Origin of the sequence: Klebsiella sp. RHBSTW-00215 (assembly GCF_014103785.1) — a bacterium.
Lineage (GTDB): Bacteria > Pseudomonadota > Gammaproteobacteria > Enterobacterales > Enterobacteriaceae > Klebsiella.
Genome location: NZ_JABXQS010000003.1, coordinates 74,632 through 92,493 on the forward strand (window position 1 = coordinate 74,632; position 17,862 = coordinate 92,493).

Annotated in this window: 26 protein-coding genes and 1 pseudogene; 25 read left to right on the plus strand and 2 right to left on the minus strand. The window is 52.8% G+C overall.

Translation table 11 applies throughout. The features are described 5' to 3' along the window. Nucleotides 1-12: 12 nt before the first annotated feature. The 7 genes from HV127_RS30900 to HV127_RS30930 all read left to right on the plus strand — a co-directional run bounded on the left by HV127_RS30900 (nucleotide 13) and on the right by HV127_RS30930 (nucleotide 5,803). Nucleotides 13-2,013 carry a ParB/RepB/Spo0J family partition protein gene (locus HV127_RS30900; RefSeq protein WP_075809005.1) on the plus strand — a complete coding sequence of 667 codons (2,001 nt, stop codon included), beginning with the start codon at nucleotides 13-15 and terminating at the stop codon, nucleotides 2,011-2,013. A gap of 40 nt (nucleotides 2,014-2,053) precedes the next feature. Continuing rightward, nucleotides 2,054-2,488, plus strand: a complete 435-nt coding sequence (gene psiB, locus HV127_RS30905; protein WP_100663258.1) for a conjugation system SOS inhibitor PsiB — start codon at nucleotides 2,054-2,056, stop codon at nucleotides 2,486-2,488. Next, nucleotides 2,485-3,213, plus strand: coding sequence for a plasmid SOS inhibition protein A (locus HV127_RS30910; protein WP_075809007.1), 729 nt, complete (start codon nucleotides 2,485-2,487; stop codon nucleotides 3,211-3,213). Before psiB ends, HV127_RS30910 begins: the two co-directional genes overlap by 4 nt. Continuing rightward, nucleotides 3,210-3,533, plus strand: coding sequence for a hypothetical protein (locus HV127_RS30915; RefSeq protein ID WP_022644947.1), 324 nt, complete (start codon nucleotides 3,210-3,212; stop codon nucleotides 3,531-3,533). The genes HV127_RS30910 and HV127_RS30915 overlap by 4 nt, the downstream gene beginning before the upstream one ends. Before the next feature lie 795 nt (nucleotides 3,534-4,328). Continuing rightward, on the plus strand, nucleotides 4,329-4,556 hold the full coding sequence (locus HV127_RS30920; protein ID WP_022644716.1) for a hypothetical protein: 228 nt from the start codon (nucleotides 4,329-4,331) through the stop codon (nucleotides 4,554-4,556). Between the two features lie 92 nt (nucleotides 4,557-4,648). Then, nucleotides 4,649-4,879, plus strand: coding sequence for a hypothetical protein (locus HV127_RS30925; RefSeq protein WP_020804025.1), 231 nt, complete (start codon nucleotides 4,649-4,651; stop codon nucleotides 4,877-4,879). A gap of 48 nt (nucleotides 4,880-4,927) precedes the next feature. Further along, nucleotides 4,928-5,803: a DUF4942 domain-containing protein gene (locus tag HV127_RS30930; protein ID WP_022644946.1), complete on the plus strand. Its 876-nt coding sequence runs from the start codon at nucleotides 4,928-4,930 to the stop codon at nucleotides 5,801-5,803. Between the two features lie 401 nt (nucleotides 5,804-6,204). Here HV127_RS30930 and HV127_RS31940 read toward each other — a convergent pair. Further along, a pseudogene (locus HV127_RS31940) lies at nucleotides 6,205-6,324 on the minus strand (hypothetical protein); the annotation flags it as partial. A 298-nt stretch (nucleotides 6,325-6,622) separates the two neighbouring features. Here HV127_RS31940 and HV127_RS30935 point away from each other — a divergent pair. The 5 genes from HV127_RS30935 (at nucleotide 6,623) to HV127_RS30955 (ending at nucleotide 9,755) form a co-directional block, all read left to right on the plus strand. Continuing rightward, nucleotides 6,623-6,961, plus strand: a complete 339-nt coding sequence (locus tag HV127_RS30935) for a hypothetical protein (protein ID WP_053390250.1) — start codon at nucleotides 6,623-6,625, stop codon at nucleotides 6,959-6,961. A 54-nt stretch (nucleotides 6,962-7,015) separates the two neighbouring features. Continuing rightward, nucleotides 7,016-7,363 (plus strand): hypothetical protein, encoded by a 348-nt coding sequence (locus tag HV127_RS30940; protein ID WP_053390249.1) that lies wholly within the window; start codon nucleotides 7,016-7,018, stop codon nucleotides 7,361-7,363. 90 nt (nucleotides 7,364-7,453) lie between these two features. Then, a complete protein-coding gene (locus tag HV127_RS30945; protein WP_032744242.1) occupies nucleotides 7,454-7,684 on the plus strand; it encodes a hypothetical protein in 231 nt (76 codons plus the stop codon). 46 nt (nucleotides 7,685-7,730) lie between these two features. Next, nucleotides 7,731-8,564 carry an N-6 DNA methylase gene (locus tag HV127_RS30950; RefSeq protein WP_053390248.1) on the plus strand — a complete coding sequence of 278 codons (834 nt, stop codon included), beginning with the start codon at nucleotides 7,731-7,733 and terminating at the stop codon, nucleotides 8,562-8,564. A 648-nt stretch (nucleotides 8,565-9,212) separates the two neighbouring features. After that, a complete protein-coding gene (locus tag HV127_RS30955) occupies nucleotides 9,213-9,755 on the plus strand; it encodes an antirestriction protein (protein WP_053390246.1) in 543 nt (180 codons plus the stop codon). A 22-nt stretch (nucleotides 9,756-9,777) separates the two neighbouring features. Here the strand turns inward: HV127_RS30955 and HV127_RS30960 are convergent, their stop codons facing one another. Next, nucleotides 9,778-10,200, minus strand: coding sequence for a transglycosylase SLT domain-containing protein (locus HV127_RS30960; protein ID WP_077268549.1), 423 nt, complete (start codon nucleotides 10,198-10,200; stop codon nucleotides 9,778-9,780). 505 nt (nucleotides 10,201-10,705) lie between these two features. On the opposite strand from HV127_RS30960, the gene traM reads away from it, so the two are divergent. The 13 genes from traM to HV127_RS31025 all read left to right on the plus strand — a co-directional run bounded on the left by traM (nucleotide 10,706) and on the right by HV127_RS31025 (nucleotide 17,859). Next, complete coding sequence (gene traM / locus HV127_RS30965) at nucleotides 10,706-11,098, plus strand: conjugal transfer relaxosome DNA-binding protein TraM (RefSeq protein ID WP_053390193.1); 393 nt, start codon at nucleotides 10,706-10,708, stop codon at nucleotides 11,096-11,098. A gap of 237 nt (nucleotides 11,099-11,335) precedes the next feature. Next, the gene (locus HV127_RS30970) at nucleotides 11,336-12,037 is read left to right on the plus strand and encodes a hypothetical protein (protein WP_094898581.1); all 702 of its coding nucleotides are present in this window, start codon (nucleotides 11,336-11,338) and stop codon (nucleotides 12,035-12,037) included. 160 nt (nucleotides 12,038-12,197) lie between these two features. After that, entirely contained in the window at nucleotides 12,198-12,359 is a 162-nt protein-coding gene (locus tag HV127_RS30975) for a TraY domain-containing protein (protein ID WP_172686697.1), read from the plus strand. 64 nt (nucleotides 12,360-12,423) lie between these two features. Continuing rightward, the gene (gene traA / locus HV127_RS30980) at nucleotides 12,424-12,792 is read left to right on the plus strand and encodes a type IV conjugative transfer system pilin TraA (protein WP_064386081.1); all 369 of its coding nucleotides are present in this window, start codon (nucleotides 12,424-12,426) and stop codon (nucleotides 12,790-12,792) included. Between the two features lie 13 nt (nucleotides 12,793-12,805). Beyond that, nucleotides 12,806-13,111: a type IV conjugative transfer system protein TraL gene (gene traL / locus HV127_RS30985; protein ID WP_032744112.1), complete on the plus strand. Its 306-nt coding sequence runs from the start codon at nucleotides 12,806-12,808 to the stop codon at nucleotides 13,109-13,111. Nucleotides 13,112-13,129: 18 nt separating this feature from the next. Then, on the plus strand, nucleotides 13,130-13,696 hold the full coding sequence (gene traE, locus HV127_RS30990) for a type IV conjugative transfer system protein TraE (RefSeq protein ID WP_064386078.1): 567 nt from the start codon (nucleotides 13,130-13,132) through the stop codon (nucleotides 13,694-13,696). Beyond that, a complete protein-coding gene (gene traK / locus HV127_RS30995; RefSeq protein ID WP_182240935.1) occupies nucleotides 13,683-14,417 on the plus strand; it encodes a type-F conjugative transfer system secretin TraK in 735 nt (244 codons plus the stop codon). Before traE ends, traK begins: the two co-directional genes overlap by 14 nt. Then, the gene (gene traB / locus HV127_RS31000; RefSeq protein WP_064386076.1) at nucleotides 14,417-15,841 is read left to right on the plus strand and encodes an F-type conjugal transfer pilus assembly protein TraB; all 1,425 of its coding nucleotides are present in this window, start codon (nucleotides 14,417-14,419) and stop codon (nucleotides 15,839-15,841) included. Before traK ends, traB begins: the two co-directional genes overlap by 1 nt. 62 nt (nucleotides 15,842-15,903) lie before the next feature. Continuing rightward, the gene (traV, locus tag HV127_RS31005; RefSeq protein ID WP_074182910.1) at nucleotides 15,904-16,473 is read left to right on the plus strand and encodes a type IV conjugative transfer system lipoprotein TraV; all 570 of its coding nucleotides are present in this window, start codon (nucleotides 15,904-15,906) and stop codon (nucleotides 16,471-16,473) included. Nucleotides 16,474-16,586: 113 nt separating this feature from the next. Continuing rightward, the gene (locus HV127_RS31010; RefSeq protein WP_064386123.1) at nucleotides 16,587-16,865 is read left to right on the plus strand and encodes a hypothetical protein; all 279 of its coding nucleotides are present in this window, start codon (nucleotides 16,587-16,589) and stop codon (nucleotides 16,863-16,865) included. 6 nt (nucleotides 16,866-16,871) lie between these two features. Continuing rightward, nucleotides 16,872-17,114, plus strand: coding sequence for a hypothetical protein (locus HV127_RS31015; RefSeq protein WP_064386074.1), 243 nt, complete (start codon nucleotides 16,872-16,874; stop codon nucleotides 17,112-17,114). Further along, complete coding sequence (locus HV127_RS31020) at nucleotides 17,111-17,515, plus strand: hypothetical protein (RefSeq protein WP_064386072.1); 405 nt, start codon at nucleotides 17,111-17,113, stop codon at nucleotides 17,513-17,515. The genes HV127_RS31015 and HV127_RS31020 overlap by 4 nt, the downstream gene beginning before the upstream one ends. Beyond that, the gene (locus HV127_RS31025; RefSeq protein ID WP_064386070.1) at nucleotides 17,512-17,859 is read left to right on the plus strand and encodes a hypothetical protein; all 348 of its coding nucleotides are present in this window, start codon (nucleotides 17,512-17,514) and stop codon (nucleotides 17,857-17,859) included. The genes HV127_RS31020 and HV127_RS31025 overlap by 4 nt, the downstream gene beginning before the upstream one ends. Nucleotides 17,860-17,862 lie beyond the last annotated feature (3 nt).

Below are 17,862 nucleotides of genomic sequence, written 5' to 3' on the forward strand. Positions count from 1 at the left end.
GGAGTATTAACTATGTCAGTGACCGAGTCTAAAACAAAAACCCCCGCGAAAACCAGCAAAAAAGCAGTGAAACCAGCCGAATCCGCCGCCCTGAAAGCCGCGCTTGAGGCCGCACAGATTGAGATGGTGCTGCTGTCAGCACTGGTCAAATCCCCGCTGAACGTCCGTACTATCCCGTATCCGCCGGAGAGCGTGCGGGAAATGGCTGACTCCATTCTCGCGGTCGGCCTCATTCAGAATCTGGTGGTTCATACCCTGCCGGACGGACTGTCGGGCGTCGCAGCGGGCGGTCGTCGTCTGGCGGCCCTGCAGCTTTTACAGCGCGAGCAGCGCATCGATGCCGGGCATCAGGTCATCGTCAAGCGCGTCAGCGACGAACTGGCGGTGGTGGCCTCAATGGTCGAGAACAACAACCGGGTGGCGATGCACCCGGCAGAACAAATCAGCGGTTTCCGCACGTTGTCTGAGCAGGGAAAGACCCCGGCGCAAATCGGGGACCAGCTGGGCTACAGTTCGCGCCACGTCCAGCGCATGCTGAAGCTCGCCAGCCTTGCCCCGGAGCTTATCGCCCTGCTGGCAGAGAACACGCTCGATGTGGAGCAGTGTCAGGCGCTCAGTCTGGAAAGTGACCCGGCGCGTCAGATACAGGTATATGAGCAGGTGAAGGCTTCATACAGCAACGCTCCGGCCCATCTGCTGAAACGCGCCATCACGGACACCGAAATATCGGTTCGCGACGCCCGCTTTATGTTTGTCGGTCGTGAAGCGTATGAGGCCGCAGGGGGCGAAGTGCGCGAGGACCTGTTCAGCGTGCAGGAGGGCGACGGAACGGCAGACGGGGTGCTGGTCGGGCGTCTGGTGCAGGAAAAAATGGAGTCCGCCGCGCTGGCGATTGAAATGCAGGAGGGCTGGTCATGGTCACTGGCACGGGAAGGGGCTGTGCGGAACTACGGTGACGACCGCGAGCATTATCTGGTCCTGCCGGAGCCGGAGGGCGAACTCAGCGCTGACGAACAGCAGCGTCTCGATACGCTGTACGCCACGCAGGAAGCCACTGAAACGTTTGAGGACGAAGCCGCCATTCAGGTGCTGATTGACGAGATTGAAGATGCAGCATCGATCCGGGCATGGACACCGGAGCAGAAAGCGGCCTGTGGCGTGGTGATCAGTCTGAGTGACGGCGAGCTTCGCATCCAGCGCGGTGTGCAGAAGAAGGCGCAGGCGGCGGTCGCTGACGGACAGGAAAGTACCGTTTCTCAGGCTTCCATCCATGTGGTCGCCAGCAGCACCCCGGATGTGGCAGAGGGTATCAGCGTACCGCTCCTGAAAAAAATGTCGTCCGAGAGAACGCTGGCGGTACAGGCGGAACTGGTCAGGCAGCCACAGAAAGCCGTGGCCCTGATGGTCTGGCGGCTGTGCAGTTGCGTGTTCCACTACTGTATCACCACCCGGCACCCGTTCGTGATGCGTCTTGAGGTCCACCACAGCGGCCTCACCAGCGAAGCCCCGACCGGAGAAGAGGGTCAGGCATGGCAGTCGCTTATGCAGGAGAAAGCCCGTCTGGAGGCGCTGCTGCCGGAGGGCTGGAAGAACGATTTTACCACCTTCTTTGCCCTCGACGGACAGACCCTGATGTCGCTGATGGCCTTCTGTACCGCCTGTTCCGTGGACGGCGTCCAGACCCGCGAACACGGGCATACCCGCCGCAGTGACCTTGACGGTGTCGAGGCGGCACTCGGGTTCCACCTGCGTGACTGGTGGCAGCCAACGGCGGATAACTTCCTCGGGTTACTCAGCAAAAATCAGATTGTGGCGGCGCTGAAAGACGCCGGACTGACCGGGGCCGCCTCGGATGCTGAAAAAATGAAGAAAGGCGATGCCGCCAGTCATGCCGAACAGTGGCTCTCCGGGACCCGATGGGTGCCGGGATGGATGCAGTCCCCGGATGCTGCAACGCCGGAAGAAGTAAACATCACGCCTGACACTGACGAACCTACCTCACACGCTGCCTGATAACGGAGACGCCGCCCTGCGGGGCGGCGATAAGGAGACGATGATGCGCAATATTATTACCCCCGAAGTCCTGAACACCATGATCCCACAGGAGTACGAAGACTGGCGCGAAGGAGGGGAGGATTTGCGTCGCGAACTGACCCATGCCGTGATGCGTGACCTGAACTGCCCGGATAACTGGGACATGAACGGGGAGTACCGCAGCGAGTTCGGGGGCTTTTTCCCGGTACAGGTCCGCTTCACGCCTTCACACGGTAACTATCATCTCGCCGTGTGCAGTCCCGGCGATATCTCTCCGGCCTGGATGGTGGTGTTTATCCCCGCCAGCGGTCGTCCGTTCTCGGTTATCAGCACCCTGTCTGACTGGTCGCCGGAAGCCATCAGCCACACGCTGAGTCTGGTTGCCCGGCTCGATACCGATGGCTACAGTCAGGCCAGCATCATCAGCATGCTGGTCATGGAGGGCGCACAGTGAACGCATCAACAACGTCTCTGGTGACCCTGAAGCCAGCCCGACAGGCAGCGCTGCAGGCGATCCTGTCGGTGGAGGAATCTCGCCGTGTCAGTGCGCGTCTGCCCGCCATGCCACACGTGCGCACCTTCCTGCGTCTGCTGACCGGGAACAGCCGCATGAACACGACCGTGGCGCAGCGCATTCCCGGCCTCAACTGGGACCCGAAGCATCGCCTGACCAGCCTCAAACAGGTGGAGGAGGCGCTTGATGAACTGATTGCCAGCCACGGGGAGTGCTGCCCGCTGCCGCTGCCGGTGGATGTTCAGGCTGAACTGTTCCCGGAGGTGCTGCATACCCGGACCGAACGCCGGTTACAGCGCAGAAACATCGCGTTCACCCGCAGGATGCGCCGGGAAGAACGGACGCTGGCGCATCACTGGCGGCTGCGGCAGAACCTGCTGGGGCAGGCCGTCACGGAGCTGAACTTTCAGTCCCCGGAGACGGTCAGCAGCTGGTACCGCCGGTGGGCCGAAGAGTTTGACGCGCGCGAGCTGGAGCCGGCTTTCTGGCACTGGCGGTCGCGGTTTGCCTCGCTGGCGTCCCTGGACTGGCTGCGTGACGCGAAGGAACCGCTGTACGGTGTCATTCATGAAATCGGCTTCATTGTGCGTGACACCCCGGAGGCTGTGCGTCAGGCAGAGCGCTGGCAGGTGCCGAACAAGCTCACAGACCGGAGGCGGGGATGAGGTGGCGTTACTCCCTGCGCTGGAAATTACCATCACCGTGTCCCGGTCCGCATGAACTGGCATCCGAAGTGGTGGAGGCCGGACAGCCTGCGCCCGAATCCATTATGTCGCTCTGGGTGGCGGGCGCCGGGTATGCGGTGTGCGTGGATTTTCCCGATGAGCGGCAGATTAAGCGCTGGAGCGATGAGCGCAAAGCCGCTGCGCGTCGAAGGAATCTTGAGCGGCGGGTCAACAAAACAGCGCCTCTGTTTGCTGATGAGCTGATAGATCGGGAGCTTGAGAGGCGACCAGACTATTTCCGGGGAAAATCTCAGACCTGAATCTGGTTAAGCACGGTTGAGGCGTGCATCGATGTGGAGCCTGCGACATCTGACAGACAAAGTGCACAAAGTCGGATAGAGAGAGGAGCGCTGACGCGCCCCTCTTTTTCCTGGCACTTCATTATCGCCCTCAAATCCTTTGCCTCTCTGATATTGCTTTCTGACAGCGTGAGTATCGCTGTTTCTTTCTGGCAGGCCTGACCAGGGGACACCTTCGGCTCCCGACCGCTACGCGTCCGGTCGTCGAGCCACACTCCGCTAACCGCGAAATGACGCGGTAAGCTCCGCCGAACCCGCTCGCGGTTTCGGGCCTGCCGGCTAGTGTCTGATGTCTGACGTCAACGGCAGGCTTGCAGCATCCTTGTCAGGATGCGCCGCCCTTTTACGCGCCGTGACCTGCGCTCCCTGCATCCCGGCAAAAAAAACGCCGGGACGTAAGGCGCAACGCCGTTTCGCTCGTCGCGCCCCGTCGTTGCCGGGGTGCCTGCCCTGGTGCTCCGTGCGCCTTTCACCGTTTAAGCCCCTTCGCCCGGGAATATCCCGCCACAAACCGCCTGGCTGTCCAGTACCGCTGATGCTCTCCGGCGACATTTTTTGCCGAAAACCCGACAAATAATGTCGCCTCCGTACCGGACATCTGCACCGGCCCGTGTCTGTTCTTTCCCGTTGCGGCGAAGGTTCTCAAACGGGTGAGGTTCACAACCCGGAAACAACCGGCAGCCACCCCACGAAACGTCAACACCGCGACGAATGAAACTCAACGGGTGATGTTCTTTAAAAATCAGGAGGAAAAAAATGCAGACACAGGCGATGCGTGTTTATCAGATCACATTTACCGGACGCGATGCAAAAGGCGTTATTCCGATGTTTACCCGCGTGAAAGCCATGACCGGAAAGGGCGCGATTAAGGCGTTTATTGAGCGTTACAAACCTGTTCAGGGCTGGTTTCTGGGCGATCCCGAAGACATTACCGACAACGTGCAAAAGGAGGCAGAAGAAGCAGAGAGCAAAACGCAGAGATGAAAAAAGCCGGGTAAACCCGGCTTGTTCCACGCCGCAGAAATCGCAGCAACGATTTTTTGCGGCTTCATTAACTACCAAAGGAAGTTAACTCAATGATCCTTTCTATTGTTTCACCGTCTGACGGCGCTGTAAAGCCCCGCCGTCATTCCCGCATCCCCCGCGTCGATATTCCCGCACCGGAAATTGACCCCACGCTCAGGGCATTCGGGCGGCATATCGCAAAAAGCATACGCAAGGGGCGTGGTGTTCACATCCCCGCGATGAAAAACGCCGATTTTGGTCAGGTGCTCCGCACCCTCGAACTGACACGCGCATTTAACTAACCAGGTGAGCCGCTCCGAAAGGGGCGGCAACAGCAGAAGGAGGACATCATGAATCACACCACCACACAGGCTGTCAGCGTCGACATTACCCCCCATAGCGGCGCGGGAGAGGTCATCCCGTCTTTGCCCGTCGAGCGCATTGTGGCGCAGCGTAACAGTGGCGTGGCGGCTTTTCTGGAAGCCATAAGGCTGCTACGTGACGCGCAGAAACTCATTTTTGAAGCATCCGGGCGCGGGTGGATCTCAGGCATGACCGAAATCATCGAACGCAGCCTGTCAGCCGACTGCAGCACCACGCGGGAAGCCGCCTTAAAACGCAGTATCTGCCGTTATGCCGATCGCGACATCTGGACGCGCCTGATGAATGACACGGGCATGTTTACGCTGATGAGCGAGGCGCAGCGCAAGGAGTGGGACACGCAGCTCTACAGCGACGACTGCCCCGAAATCACACTCGACAACGTGATCGCCACGTTCCGGGCGCTTAACGCCAGCAAGGGAGAAACGTTTGAGCAGGGCGTGATTGACGTGTTCCGCAACCTCTCATGGGACTATAAAACGCATAACCCGTGCTTTCTGGGAAAAAAAATTATCATTGATGGTGTCCTGGATAATCATCGCGGGCTGTATTTTTCCGTGCGCACGTATGCACAGAACCGCATCGATGACCTTGCCCGCCCGTTCTGGATCCTCGACGGAAAGACCATACCCGATAATCGCGTCTCCGAGGGGGCAAACCTGAGCGCGTTTATCAGTCAGGGCGGTGCGAAGAGCGTGGGGGAGGTGTTTACGTGCGAGTATTTCACAGTACGCACATACAAAAAAGGCTCCGCGCACGTCACCTTTACCCGGCCAGACCTGGTGGAGAAGGTGAACGACATTATCGCGCGGCACTATCCGGGGGCGCTGCCGCCGGTGGTCTGATGCACTGGCGGGGGACTCGTTCCCCCGTCACTGTCTGACCGCCCGCCGAAAACCTGCCTGCGGCGCGTGGCAGGGCTGCGCTGACGCGCCGCCACGGCCACTCTGTCACAGGTTTGGTATCTCTGTTTCGGGCTGACTCTGGCTGTTCTGCTGATATCTTCCCCTGTTCCATTCTCTCTTCTGCTGTTTCTTTCTGACAGGCCAGACCCGGGGACACCTTCGGCTCCCGACCGCTGCGCGTCCGGTCGTCGAGCCACACTCCGCTAACCGCGAAAGGACGCGGTAAGCTCCGCCGAACCCGCCAGGCGGTTTCGGGCCTGCCGGCTAGTGTCTGATGCCTGACGTCAACGGCAGGCTTGCAGCATCCGTTCCGGATGCGCCGCCCCTTTTACGCGCCGTCACCTGCGCTTTTCGCACCCCGGCAAACTGACGCCGGGCTGTAAGGGGCAACGCCGTTTTCGCTGCCGCTTCTCCGACGTTGCGGCGGGTTCCTGCTCTTTCCTTACCTGGTGCCGTTTCACCCCTTTGAGTCCTTTCGCCGGGGCTGAGACAAGCACAACCCGTCTTGCCGTCCATGCACTGCTGGCGCACGGCCATAAAAAATTTTTGCCTGAATCCGCAAAAACTTTTCACGTCCGGCATGGACGGCTTCACCGGGCCGTGCTCGTTTACGCCCTTGCGGCGAACGGCTCTCAAACGGGTGAAGGTAACAACCAGCGGAGCAGAGCAGCAGGTCCCCGCAAAACGTCAAAACCGCGGCCCCGGCAACTCAACGGGTGACGGTTTTAAAACCTCAAAGTCAGAAAAAGGAAAACACTCATGAATACCCGCATCGTTCATTCCATATCGTCCGTTCTGCGTACTGATGGCTTTGTGCGCAACATCCACGCCGCTAACCCGTTCGATGTTATCCGCGCCGATGTGGTGCTGGCACGCATCGAGAAAGAGGCGGGGCGCTGCTGCGGGATGCATTACGAGCTGTATCAGGCGCGCGTGCTGGGCGATGCGCTGGATTATCTGGGCGCGCTGCCGCTGAAAGACCGCCCGGCATTCATGGGTGCGGCGGCAAAACGTGGGTATCTGCTGACGTTAGCCGAAGAAGAGTGTGCGCAGGAAGCCCGCGATGTGCTGCTGAGTGAACTGGCGGCAAACGAGTAGACAACCCCGGATGGCGGCATGTAGCTGCCATCCCTTAACCCGAAGGAGAAAACCATGCACTTACATCTCACCGAATCCTCAGCCCGTCCGGGAATGCAGGTCACAGCAGAAGCCGAGCGCGAATACTGGCTGAGTCGCCAGAAAGCAGCGGTGAAAGCGCCCGCTGAAATCGATGTTCACGCCTTCCATGATGCGCTGGGTCTGATGTACCCGCTCAACTGGTCAACGAGTGAGAGCGGTGGCTGGGAGACGTTCATGCTGCAGGAAATGGTCTGTGGTGACGTGACAGAGATTTATGCCCGCTACGGAGCCAGATATTTCCGGCTGCGGGATGTGTGCAACCTGAGCCATGCGCAGATTAAAACGCGCATTAAGGAGGAATTTAACCTGTTCCGGAAATGAAAAAAGCAGGGAAAACCCTGCTTTATCCACGCCGTAAAAGTCGCGGGAACGATTTTTTCGGCTTCACATACACGATATATGGAGGTCTGTATGACCCTGACTATTCTTTCACCTTCCACTGAGGCTGTAAAGCCCCGCCGTCACCAGCGCATTCTGCGCGATGACATCGCCGCGCGGGAGATTGACCCGGCGCTGAAAGCCTTCGGACGGCATATTGCCCGGAGCATTCGCAAGGGGCGCGGCGTCCATATCCCGGCGATGAACAACACCGCCTTCGGGCAGGTGCTCCGCACGCTTGAACTCAAACGCGCATGTAACTGATAAGGTGAGCCGCTCCTTCGGGAGCGGCAACAGCGGAGGTAATTGTATGTCGCAGCTGAGTTTTGCCGATGTGTTCAACATGGCCAGAGAAACCGCTGAGAATAGCCCTGTGATCCAGGTCAGGGCGCAGGTCGCGGAAGTGGTGCCTTCTGTTCAGCGTTTGATGAGTGAGCAGCACAGCCGGAGCCGGTTTATCCACGTGTTTAAAGACACGGGTCGCCATCTGGGACGCTGGGAGGTGTTCAGTGATTTTCTGTCACTGGCCGCCAGTGAACTGGATATGGCCCGGATAAGAGCGCCGGAAAGCATTGAGCACTGCCGGAAAATCTGCGCGCGTTATGAGGCGTCAGATATCGCGAAGATGCAGGAGATGTTCTGCATGATGGTGTGCGCACTGGAGGCTAAATTTCATGATTTCCTCGGCGCCATTTTCATGGTGCTTGAGCTGGGCGATAACTTTCGCGGGCAGTATTTTACCCCATATCCGGTCCAGTCCCTCATGGCCCGGATGCTGATGCCGGGCGTCAGGGACACTATCCGCCGGGAAGGGATAGCCACGGTCAGCGACCCGGCCTGTGGTGCCGCCGGGATGCTGATTGCGTATGCGGAGTGCCTGCTTGAGGCAGATATCAATCCTTCCATGCACATGTTCGGCAGCTGCATCGATATCGATCCGGTGGCGGCGGATATGGCATTCATCCAGCTGTATGTGCTGGGAATAGCCGCCGAAGTGGTGACGGGGAACACGCTGACGATGCAGATCCGGCGGGTAAGATACACCCCCGTGTATTATCTCAATGAGTTCGAAAAACGTCTGGCAGACCAGAACCGATACCGGGCTATGCTGGAGTTTATGCGCGGAATACCGGAGGCTGCGTAAATAACCGGAAGGGCAGGGGATAACCTGCCCGACTGCGGAAAAAAGGCCGCGCACCTGCGGTGCAGACTAATACCGGCTGCGCTACGCGCCGCCCGTATTAGTCCGTCGCGGGTTTCTCTCTTCATTAATATTTATTTGTCACTGTTATATTTCATCCGGCATCCTGCTGTTTATCTCTTCTGGTATTTACCCTTTGCGCTGAAAATAATAAAAACTGGTCCGGGCGTCGTCCCTGGCGGGACACGGCTGTCGTGAACAGAGCCAGCAAGCTGTCTCTGCCCGGCCCTTCGGTAAACCTCCGGGCAGCGGGCTTCCATCCTGACGCAAATTCAAAATTGCGCTTGCTGCATCCTTATCAGGATGCGCCGCTGTCACCGTGGCGATAAATACCCGCCACTCTGATGGCCGGAACGTGAATTCGATAAAGACCGAATTGGCGTTCCGGGTTGTGTGCATGCTCACCCCCGCGCTATATCGCCCGACATCATCTTTTCGCGGAGGGCGGCTTTTAGCATCAGCCGTGGCGAAAATAAAGGGGTATATAAACGCTTCGCGCCCCTTTATTTCCTCCCCGTCGGCTGCAAATTGCCCTTTGCCGCTCAGTGATGAAGTCGAACGATTTAATAAACCGCGAAGGAGAAGTTCAGCATGCACACAATTAACGTCAACACCAAGGTCAACACCGCCACTCGTGAATCAGACGAACAATTTAAAACAGACAAATATCTGCGTTATGCAGTGACCGATGGTGATGAGCGTCTGGATTTTATCCCGGCCCTCTTTTTTACGCCGTCAGCAGATAATATGGCGGCTAGCTGGTTACGCCAGCACTCCGATTACGACGGTGGTTTCTGGTCTTACTGGATCATTCCGCAGGGTGTCGGCGGAAATATCACGCCTAATCGCATCCAGTTCATCACTACGCAGACCGGGTATATCGCACCGGAAGGAAAACAGTCTTACAGGATGCGCATCCCCGGCAATTATTTTGACGGTGACGTCAGCGCCGATGCTGCAGGAATTATTGCTACACTAATGATAATGAACTGGCTGTCATGGCAAGTGGCTGATATGGGACCGGAATATGCCCGCGTCTGTAAATATCTTGTTTCCCGTCAGGATGCGCTGAAAGATTATCTCAGCATTATTCATCATCCCGAACGGCATTTAATCTGGCGGGCGATAGACTAATCATATACCTGAAAAAAAGACCTCATTCATGAGGTCTTTCGTTTTTAACCAGCCGGGATTGTCCGGCATTTTTATTTGCCTTGATGGCCCGGTAGATAGCTTCAATCTTTCTGGCATATGCCAGTCGTCGCATGGCCTGCCTGTCCGTTCTGCGGAATCCTGCGTTGTAGGCACCGACTGCCTCCCAGCTGACGCCCCACTTCTTAAACGCCAGCGCCAGATAATACGCACCGGTATAAATATTCAGGCAGGCATCCGTCAGAAGATGTTCCGGTTTAATACCGAACTCCGATAACCGGGCATGGTGCTGCGAATCGATTTGCATCAGTCCGGCACCGTAGCCCGATCCCGGATTTTTTCCGATGGCATTCACCACCCATTTAGACTCCTGCCATGAAATAGCCCGGAGCAGATCCGGATCTATTTGATAATCCCGACCCGCCATATCAAAACAATCCGTAGCCCATGCAGGTGTGGATATTAAAAGCAGGGCGGCAAACGCCAGTTTTTTTCTCAAAAGACTCCCTCCGGGCCGATTCCTGCAAATACGTTAACCCAGACCAGGGCCAGACTCAACAAATATGCACTCCTCACCACAAAATCACCACACACTACGCAAAATTAAAATTTTGCAGATTTGCATTTAAGAACAGTGGTTTAGTGTGAGTTAAATTAATTTATTTAATATAAGATTATACGATAGCGAATCGTCAATGAATTACCGACGATTCATTAACGAATCGCTAATGAATCGCTTACGATTCATAATATTAAATTCAGGTGGTTAAGGTGAATTGACTCTAGATTCAATTCGTGATGTGATTCGCCTGGTGAATTGCAAAAAAACAGTATGAATCTAGATTCGATTCACGATTCGAATCGTGGACGATTCATGCGTAATGGCTGGAGTTTATAAAATATGAAATCTGGATTTTTATAAGGAGTATGACGTGGCTAAAGTTCAGGCTTATGTCAGTGATGAGGTTGCTGATAAAATTAATGCGATTGTTGAGAAAAGACGTGTTGAAGGGGCAAAAGATAAGGACATCAGCTTTTCAAGCATATCAACAATGTTGCTGGAACTAGGCTTGCGTGTTTATGAAGCTCAGATGGAACGCAAAGAATCTGGTTTCAATCAGATGGCCTTCAACAAGGCCTTACTGGAAAGTGTGATTAAAACGCAATTTACAGTTAATAAAGTTCTCGGCATTGAATGCCTGAGTCCTCATGTCAGTGGAAATCCGAGATGGGAGTGGCCGGGACTTATTGAAAATATCCGGGATGATGTTCAGGAGGTTATGCTCCGATTTTTCCCTGACGAGGAGAGCGAAGACGAAGAGTAGAATAAGACTTTTCGTAGAAAGGTGATTGATTGTATAAATAGAGTGCTTTTTTATTCAAGGATGAATAATTGTTCTATTCATTGATGATTATTCAGAATAAAGATCTATGCTTATTTGGTGACTTTATTGAAAGTGAGTTTTATAATTCAGGTGTAGTTTAAAAATTGAGAAACATTAGCGTCAGAGGATGCACCCTCTGACGCTAACTATCCATAGAACCTTCTAAGGAGGCAACCTATGTGTGCGAAGGATCGTAGTCAAAACTCAGTATGCAGTCAAACGGAATTGGTGAATTCTTTATTCCATCTGGCTGATGTTTCGTCTTGTCCATGTCTCATTCGGGATTCATCGGGTATCATCGTCCATAGCAATCTATTGTTAACTTCAAAAATTTTAGAAGATATTAATATAAGTAAGGTTTTTTCTCTATTCTCACACTCTGATTTAAGATCTCTTAACGAGGAAGATGTCCGTGTAATTACATATGGAGGGGGGAAAATCGTTGATGGTGTTACGATCGGTAAATATAATTGTAGCATTTTAATTGAAGGTTTTTTTGTATGTGACAGGGTTTATACGAAGTGGACTTTTGTTAACATTAAAACTCTGGATTTTGATTTTTCCGATAAGTTGGTTTCCTTTAAAAATTCTTTTCTCGATCTTATATCTTCTTTGGCTAAGGAGAACGTTAATAAATGGTATGTGCTACATTTACACTCCTTCGGCTTTACTCATGGTCAGATCTCAAATCTTATTGGTATTAGTGAGAAAACATCGAGAAATTATTCCTTGGAAATACGAAGGGTATTAAAGGTTAGTAACCAGGATGAATTAATTTTACTTCAAATCTCATCATCACTTTACCATATACTCATTTCTAATATATCAAAGCCTCTTGCCCGAAAAGGGTTTTCTATAATCAAAGGACATTTCCGGTAAATGAATGTAAGTGGGATTTACTCAAAATCCCACCTTTATTTGTTTACTTTTGTTCTTGTCAATGTAAACTTTATTAAAGTTTATTAACTGTTTTTTTGGAGGACGATTGGAAAGAGCGGTTAGGAGTAACGCACGATCTGCGCCAGGAAAAAATGTGCTTCTGAAGCTGGATGAAGAGACTAATCGTCGGCTAATCAAAGCTAAAGACAGAAGCAGAAGAAGTAAAACGTCTGAGGCATATTTGCGATTGAAAGATCACCTTGAACGTTTCCCGGATTTTTATAATTCAGAAATCACTGAGCCAGGAGGTAAAAAGACATAATAAATTATGTAGTTTAAAGTTTTCTAGCTGTTTTAAATAATCATTCTTTTTAAAGGAAATAAATATGAATGCTGTATTAAGTGTTCAGGGAAATGCTTTCTCTGAAGAAACCAAACCGTCTTTTATGTCACGCGTTTTCAATAAAAAGACAGCGCTGAAAGTGACCAAGGCTGCGCTGCCGTTGGCTGTTCTGGCATCGTTCTTCCCGGACGTTGCTATGGCCACCACCACCGCAACAGACCTGATGAAATCCGGTGATACCACCGTGAAAGGCACCTTCGGCAAGTCTTCCAGCGTGGTCAAATGGGTTGTTCTGGCTGAAGTTATCGCGGGCGGCATCATGTATATGATGACCAAAAACGTGAAGTTCCTGTTTGGCTTCGCCATCATTTCGACCTTTATTACCGTCGGTATGTCGGTCGCAGGTTACTAACAGGATAAAGGTGATGACGGGAGACGAATTAAAGAAATACCGTTTCCCGGAAACACTGACAAACCAGTCCCGCTGGTTTGGTTTATATCTCGATGAGCTTATCCCGGCCGTCATTTGCCTCGGCTGGGGTTTCTGGACCAGTAAGTTCCTCTTTGGTATAGCTGCAGCGGTACTGGTTTTCTGGGGTATTAAGAAACTCAAAAAAGGGCGGGGCAGTACCTGGTTGCGCGACCTTATTTACTGGTATCTGCCGACATCCCTTCTTAAAGGATTTTTTCACGATATCCCGGACTCCTGTTTCCGGCAGTGGATTAAATAAAACAGTGGGGAATAACACATGGAACATGGCGCCCGACTCAGCACCTCGCGTGTCATTGCGCTGGGATATATCTGTATGGGGACAGTCCTTCTTCTCAGTCTGTCTACCAATATCATTCTGGGGATTAATAACTACCGCCTTCAGAACGAACAGAAGGTGGCGGTGACTCCCATGCTGTTCAATGCGCCTTTCGCTGTTTCTCAGAATCAGGCGGACGCTTCTTATCTTGAACAACTGGGCATGAGCTTTATTGCATTACGTCTGAATGTCACGCCGGAAACGGTCGACGCCCAGCATCAACAGCTGCTCCGGTATGTATTACCTGCCTCACAGAACAGTCTTAAGGTCCAGCTGGCTGAAGATGCGAAGCGGATAAAAGACAATAACGTGAACTCCACTTTTTATATGACGTCTGTTCGTGCGTATCCGGCAGAAAATCGGGTGGATTACCGTGGAGAACTGAAAACCTGGATAGGGGATTCTGCGCCCTACAGTGAAATTAAAAGTTACGTCCTGCAGTTTAATCGTGTTGATGGTGTCAGCTGGCTGGCGCGTTTTGGAGAAATAAATAATGAAAATAATTAACCCGTTATTTATCTCCGGTTGCCTGTTTTTTTCGCTACCTGCGATATCGGCCACCCTCAGCGGTACGCTGGCACCGACTGTTGTACCCCTGGCCAACGGCGGACAGGCAAACATCGCTGTCAGCAACACAGACCCAAACCTCTTCACGGTACCAGGAGACCGGATCACCGCCATTAACAGTCTGGATGGCGGGCTGACGAACCAGGAGCAGACCGACAGTGGCGGGGCGATCCTTGCTACGGTCAGCAAGAAACCATTCACGTTTATTGTGGAAACAGAGCGCGGCCTCAACTTTTCTGTCCGTGCGGTGCCGCGTGCCGGAGTGGGCCGGACTATCCAGCTGGTATCCGAGCTCACTGGCACGCCCGGGCCGGCTAAATCATGGGAGGAATCCAACCCGTATGAAAGCGTTCTTGTTTCGCTGAACCGCGCTGTTCGCCAGGGCCAGATCCCTGATGAATACCAGTCCATCCCTGTCACATCAGAAGTGTTATCCGTGCCTGCCGGCCTTCGCGCCACGGCGGCCCGGGTCTTGACCGGTCACCATCTAAAAGTTGTTCTGTACAACGTTGAAAATGTAACGCTGTCGGCGCGAAACATCCGGGAAAGCGATTTCTGGCAGGCGGGAACGCGCGCCATCATGCTCAGTGGCTCCGCGAGTCAGCTGGTTGGCGGTGGTCGCATGCAGGTCTGGGTCACCACGGCAGAGGAGTCACGTTGATGGCCAACTTTAATACGCTAATCAAACGTAAACAGTATCTCTGGCTGGTCCTCATTCTTGTCGGTGGTGCATGTGCGATTGCTGGCGGGATGTATCTGTCCGATCTGAATCTGAGTTCAGAAGAAGAAGCCCCCGTACAGGGTGAACCGGCGCCGGACATGACCGGGGTGGTGGACAGCCAGTTCAACAGTAAGGTGGAGCAACATGCGACCACGGAAATGCAGGCCACTGCAGCAGATCTGAATAAGCGCTTTGGCGCTCTGCAGGGGGAAGTGGATTTGCTCAGTAAAGCGCGCAGCGCAGACCAGATCCGTATCGACAAACTCAGCAATGAAAATGTGGCCATGCAGGAGCAACTGAAGACGCTGGGCGTGAAACCAGCCGTGTCTGGCGGCGAGCCTGCGCCTTCGCCACCCTCGCCGCCGCCGGGACCGGAAGGGGAGCCGCAGCCGGCAAATTTCCCCGCGCAGTCTGGTGGTGCAGTCCCTCCGCCAACAGCGTTCTATCCTGGCAATGGCACCGTGCAGGCTCCACAGGTTAGCTATCAGGCCGTACCGGTACCGAACCAGATACAGCGCAAAACGTTCAGCTATGACCGCGGTAAGAAAACGAAGTCACTGCCCTACATTCCGTCAGGCAGCTTTGCCAAAAGCAAGCTGATCGAAGGTGCTGATGCCAACGCTTCCGTTACCGGGAATGAATCAACCGTACCGATGTCGCTGAGAATTATTGGGCATGTGGAAATGCCGAACAGCAAAACCTATGACCTGACGGGTTGCTTTGTCGGCCTCGAAGCCTGGGGGGACGTATCGAGTGAGCGCGCCATCGTTCGCACCCGCAATATCAGCTGTATCAAAGGCGACAAAACTATCGACCAGCCGATAGCCGGGCACGTCTCTTTCATGGGCAAGAATGGCATAAAAGGGGAAGTGGTGATGCGTAACGGAAAAATCCTCGGCTGGGCCTGGGGGGCAGGCTTTGTTGAAGGGATTGGTCAAGGGATTGAGCGAGCTTCGCAGCCAGCTGTTGGTTTGGGTGCCACAGCCTCCGTTGGCGCCGGTGATGTCCTGAAAATGGGGATTGGCGGCGGATCATCGAAAGCGGCACAGACGTTAGGCGATTACTACATCAAACGCGCTGAGCAGTATCACGCGGTGATCCCGATCGGCGCGGGCAACGAAGTCACCATAGTGTTTCAGGACGGTTTCCAGCTGAAAACTATTGAGGAGCTCGAAGCGGAGAAAAATGGACAACAGCAGGCGCAGAACCAGGAGCAACCCGAACAACCTGAGAGCAGGTCAGAGCAATCCGGCGGGAACCTGAATGGTTTTAATACCGATGAGATGCTGAAGAAGCTGGGCAAGCTGGACCCGCATCAGTTCTCGCCGGGAGCCATGTCGAGGGGCGAAAACTCAGGTCAGTAAGTCAGGGTATCAACAAGGGTTAAACACCATAAATAACCCACCAGGAATATAAAGGGGAATATATGAAGGAATTAATACTGTTAATTCCTCTGGGCAGCGCTTTGCTCTTAACCGGGTGCGCGGGCACAGAGTCCGATTTTGAATGTAATGCCACAACATCCGATACCTGTATGACGATGGAGCAGGCGAATGAGAAAGCAAAAGCCCTGGAGGAAAACGCATCAGCAAAGCCGGCTGCGGCAGGGTTGCCACGACTGGCTGACGGAAATTTCAGGACGTCTTCGCCAAACTCATACCCGCTGCCGCCTCAGCCAGTCATTAATCCGGTGCGAAATACTGCGCCAGCTGTGACGGTGAGCAATAAATCCGGGTTCCTGAATACGGTACCGGTCAATCATGATGACGTCCTGAGAACCCGGACTGCTCCGGTATATATCAGGCCGGTTAGTGTTGGTACCTATACCTCTCCGTCTACGGTACCCGGTAATTATCCAAGGCCGCTAAGAAAGGGTGAGCAAACAGCGTCATTATGGATAGCGCCTTACGTTGATTCTGAGGATGTCTATCACCAGCCCACAACGGTTGTATTTGTTGTTACACCATCGGCGTGGGGCCAGCCCCGCATTAACTAATTAGCAGCGCCGTTAATGGCGCTGTGAATACTGAATTAATACCGGATTTAAAACGAGTGCCCTGTGCGTTGAAAGGGATGGGCGGTAGCGTGTTTTTTCTTCTGGAGAGCATTATGGGTAATGATAACGTTTTAAACTTCTTTTGTTGCCTGACTGGCGTGTTGATAATTGCTTTATTAATTTACAAGGAATCTTTACCCAGCGATGATGACTTAATTAGGGACGGTAAATACTGGTCGACTGACTGCACCCTGAAGGAGGTTGATATTCCTACCGGCTTTTTAACCAGTAACATTAACCGACTGGATTGTTCAGGTATTGTTGTTAATGTCGCGACGGACAGGTACGACATGGCCATATCTGCTTATGACAAATCCAAAAATCAGGAGTGATACAGGATGATTAACTTTATAGACTTTCCTGGCGATAAAGAGAGTTCATTCTTTATCTCTCGTGATGAAACGCAAGCCACTGCTGATATGAATGAATGGATTGGAAGTCATGCAATTTCAATAATCTCGATTGAGACGATAGTGAAAGAATATCATTTTATTTGCATCAGACTCTGGTACTGCATTGAAATAAAAATCAGTGAGTCTTTGAACGATGCGATGGACTCTATACACCGGGGTGGGAAATGACTGCTTACTATATCGACGGTGTTAATATTGCCTGGCTGAATGGTGTATGCTTATTTCTTATCTTTGCCGGGTTTGTCGTGGCACTGGCCATGTTTATCATCCCTAAAAAAATTAATCTGCGAGTCAACAGAGGTAATACATTTATCTTTAGTGTGCTTATAACGTTGGCTGCGTTTGTCACGGTTGTCGTCTTTACCAGAGGGGCATTCACGATGGATGAGCTAGAAGCCGGGAAACACTGGAAGAGTGACTGCAAGCTCCTGGAGGTGAACATTCCAACAGGTACGTTTACTGATACTGTCAACAAACTGGATTGTGCGGGTGTCACTATCAATGTCCCTAAACCTGAATATGACGTTTATATCCGGCAGTGGAAATTGTATGAGGCTAAAAATAAATGAAGATATTTTTTTTAAAACCTCCCTTGATTTTTATATTAGTTTGCATCCCTGGCGTGTTACTTTTGTGTATTTTTTACAAGGATTATCTTGAAACACTACCAGCTACTCCAGAACAACTGAGCGAAATTGCGAAAGAAACACCCTGTGCGGGTAAAGTATTGCTGCTGGCCCTTGACGTTAACGATGATAATTCGTCTGAGCCGTTAACTCTCGGTTACGCAAACGAACTCGCGTCAGGGTGTAAAGAAAAAGAAATGCTAATGGAAAGCAAAAAAATCCGTGAGGGTGAAATGAATAAATTTCGCGAAAAACAACTGAAAGCTCTGAACGGTATCAATAAATGAAAG

Bases quoted from the DNA above. Each gene is read 5' to 3' on its own strand.
- HV127_RS30960 (WP_077268549.1), bottom strand. From the start codon at position 10,200: ATGGCGGGTCGGGATTATCAAATAGATCCGGATCTGCTCCGGGCTATT.
- HV127_RS31020 (WP_064386072.1), top strand. From the start codon at position 17,111: ATGACTGCTTACTATATCGACGGTGTTAATATTGCCTGGCTGAATGGT.
- HV127_RS30930 (WP_022644946.1), top strand. From the start codon at position 4,928: ATGAATCACACCACCACACAGGCTGTCAGCGTCGACATTACCCCCCAT.
- HV127_RS30950 (WP_053390248.1), top strand. From the start codon at position 7,731: ATGTCGCAGCTGAGTTTTGCCGATGTGTTCAACATGGCCAGAGAAACC.
- HV127_RS31015 (WP_064386074.1), top strand. From the start codon at position 16,872: ATGATTAACTTTATAGACTTTCCTGGCGATAAAGAGAGTTCATTCTTT.
- HV127_RS30940 (WP_053390249.1), top strand. From the start codon at position 7,016: ATGCACTTACATCTCACCGAATCCTCAGCCCGTCCGGGAATGCAGGTC.
- HV127_RS30935 (WP_053390250.1), top strand. From the start codon at position 6,623: ATGAATACCCGCATCGTTCATTCCATATCGTCCGTTCTGCGTACTGAT.
- traK (WP_182240935.1), top strand. From the start codon at position 13,683: ATGAAAATAATTAACCCGTTATTTATCTCCGGTTGCCTGTTTTTTTCG.
- HV127_RS30900 (WP_075809005.1), top strand. From the start codon at position 13: ATGTCAGTGACCGAGTCTAAAACAAAAACCCCCGCGAAAACCAGCAAA.
- traE (WP_064386078.1), top strand. From the start codon at position 13,130: ATGGAACATGGCGCCCGACTCAGCACCTCGCGTGTCATTGCGCTGGGA.
- HV127_RS30915 (WP_022644947.1), top strand. From the start codon at position 3,210: ATGAGGTGGCGTTACTCCCTGCGCTGGAAATTACCATCACCGTGTCCC.
- traL (WP_032744112.1), top strand. From the start codon at position 12,806: ATGACGGGAGACGAATTAAAGAAATACCGTTTCCCGGAAACACTGACA.
- HV127_RS31025 (WP_064386070.1), top strand. From the start codon at position 17,512: ATGAAGATATTTTTTTTAAAACCTCCCTTGATTTTTATATTAGTTTGC.
- HV127_RS30925 (WP_020804025.1), top strand. From the start codon at position 4,649: ATGATCCTTTCTATTGTTTCACCGTCTGACGGCGCTGTAAAGCCCCGC.
- HV127_RS31010 (WP_064386123.1), top strand. From the start codon at position 16,587: ATGGGTAATGATAACGTTTTAAACTTCTTTTGTTGCCTGACTGGCGTG.
- psiB (WP_100663258.1), top strand. From the start codon at position 2,054: ATGATGCGCAATATTATTACCCCCGAAGTCCTGAACACCATGATCCCA.
- traB (WP_064386076.1), top strand. From the start codon at position 14,417: ATGGCCAACTTTAATACGCTAATCAAACGTAAACAGTATCTCTGGCTG.
- HV127_RS30955 (WP_053390246.1), top strand. From the start codon at position 9,213: ATGCACACAATTAACGTCAACACCAAGGTCAACACCGCCACTCGTGAA.
- HV127_RS30920 (WP_022644716.1), top strand. From the start codon at position 4,329: ATGCAGACACAGGCGATGCGTGTTTATCAGATCACATTTACCGGACGC.
- HV127_RS30970 (WP_094898581.1), top strand. From the start codon at position 11,336: ATGTGTGCGAAGGATCGTAGTCAAAACTCAGTATGCAGTCAAACGGAA.
- HV127_RS30945 (WP_032744242.1), top strand. From the start codon at position 7,454: ATGACCCTGACTATTCTTTCACCTTCCACTGAGGCTGTAAAGCCCCGC.
- traA (WP_064386081.1), top strand. From the start codon at position 12,424: ATGAATGCTGTATTAAGTGTTCAGGGAAATGCTTTCTCTGAAGAAACC.
- traV (WP_074182910.1), top strand. From the start codon at position 15,904: ATGAAGGAATTAATACTGTTAATTCCTCTGGGCAGCGCTTTGCTCTTA.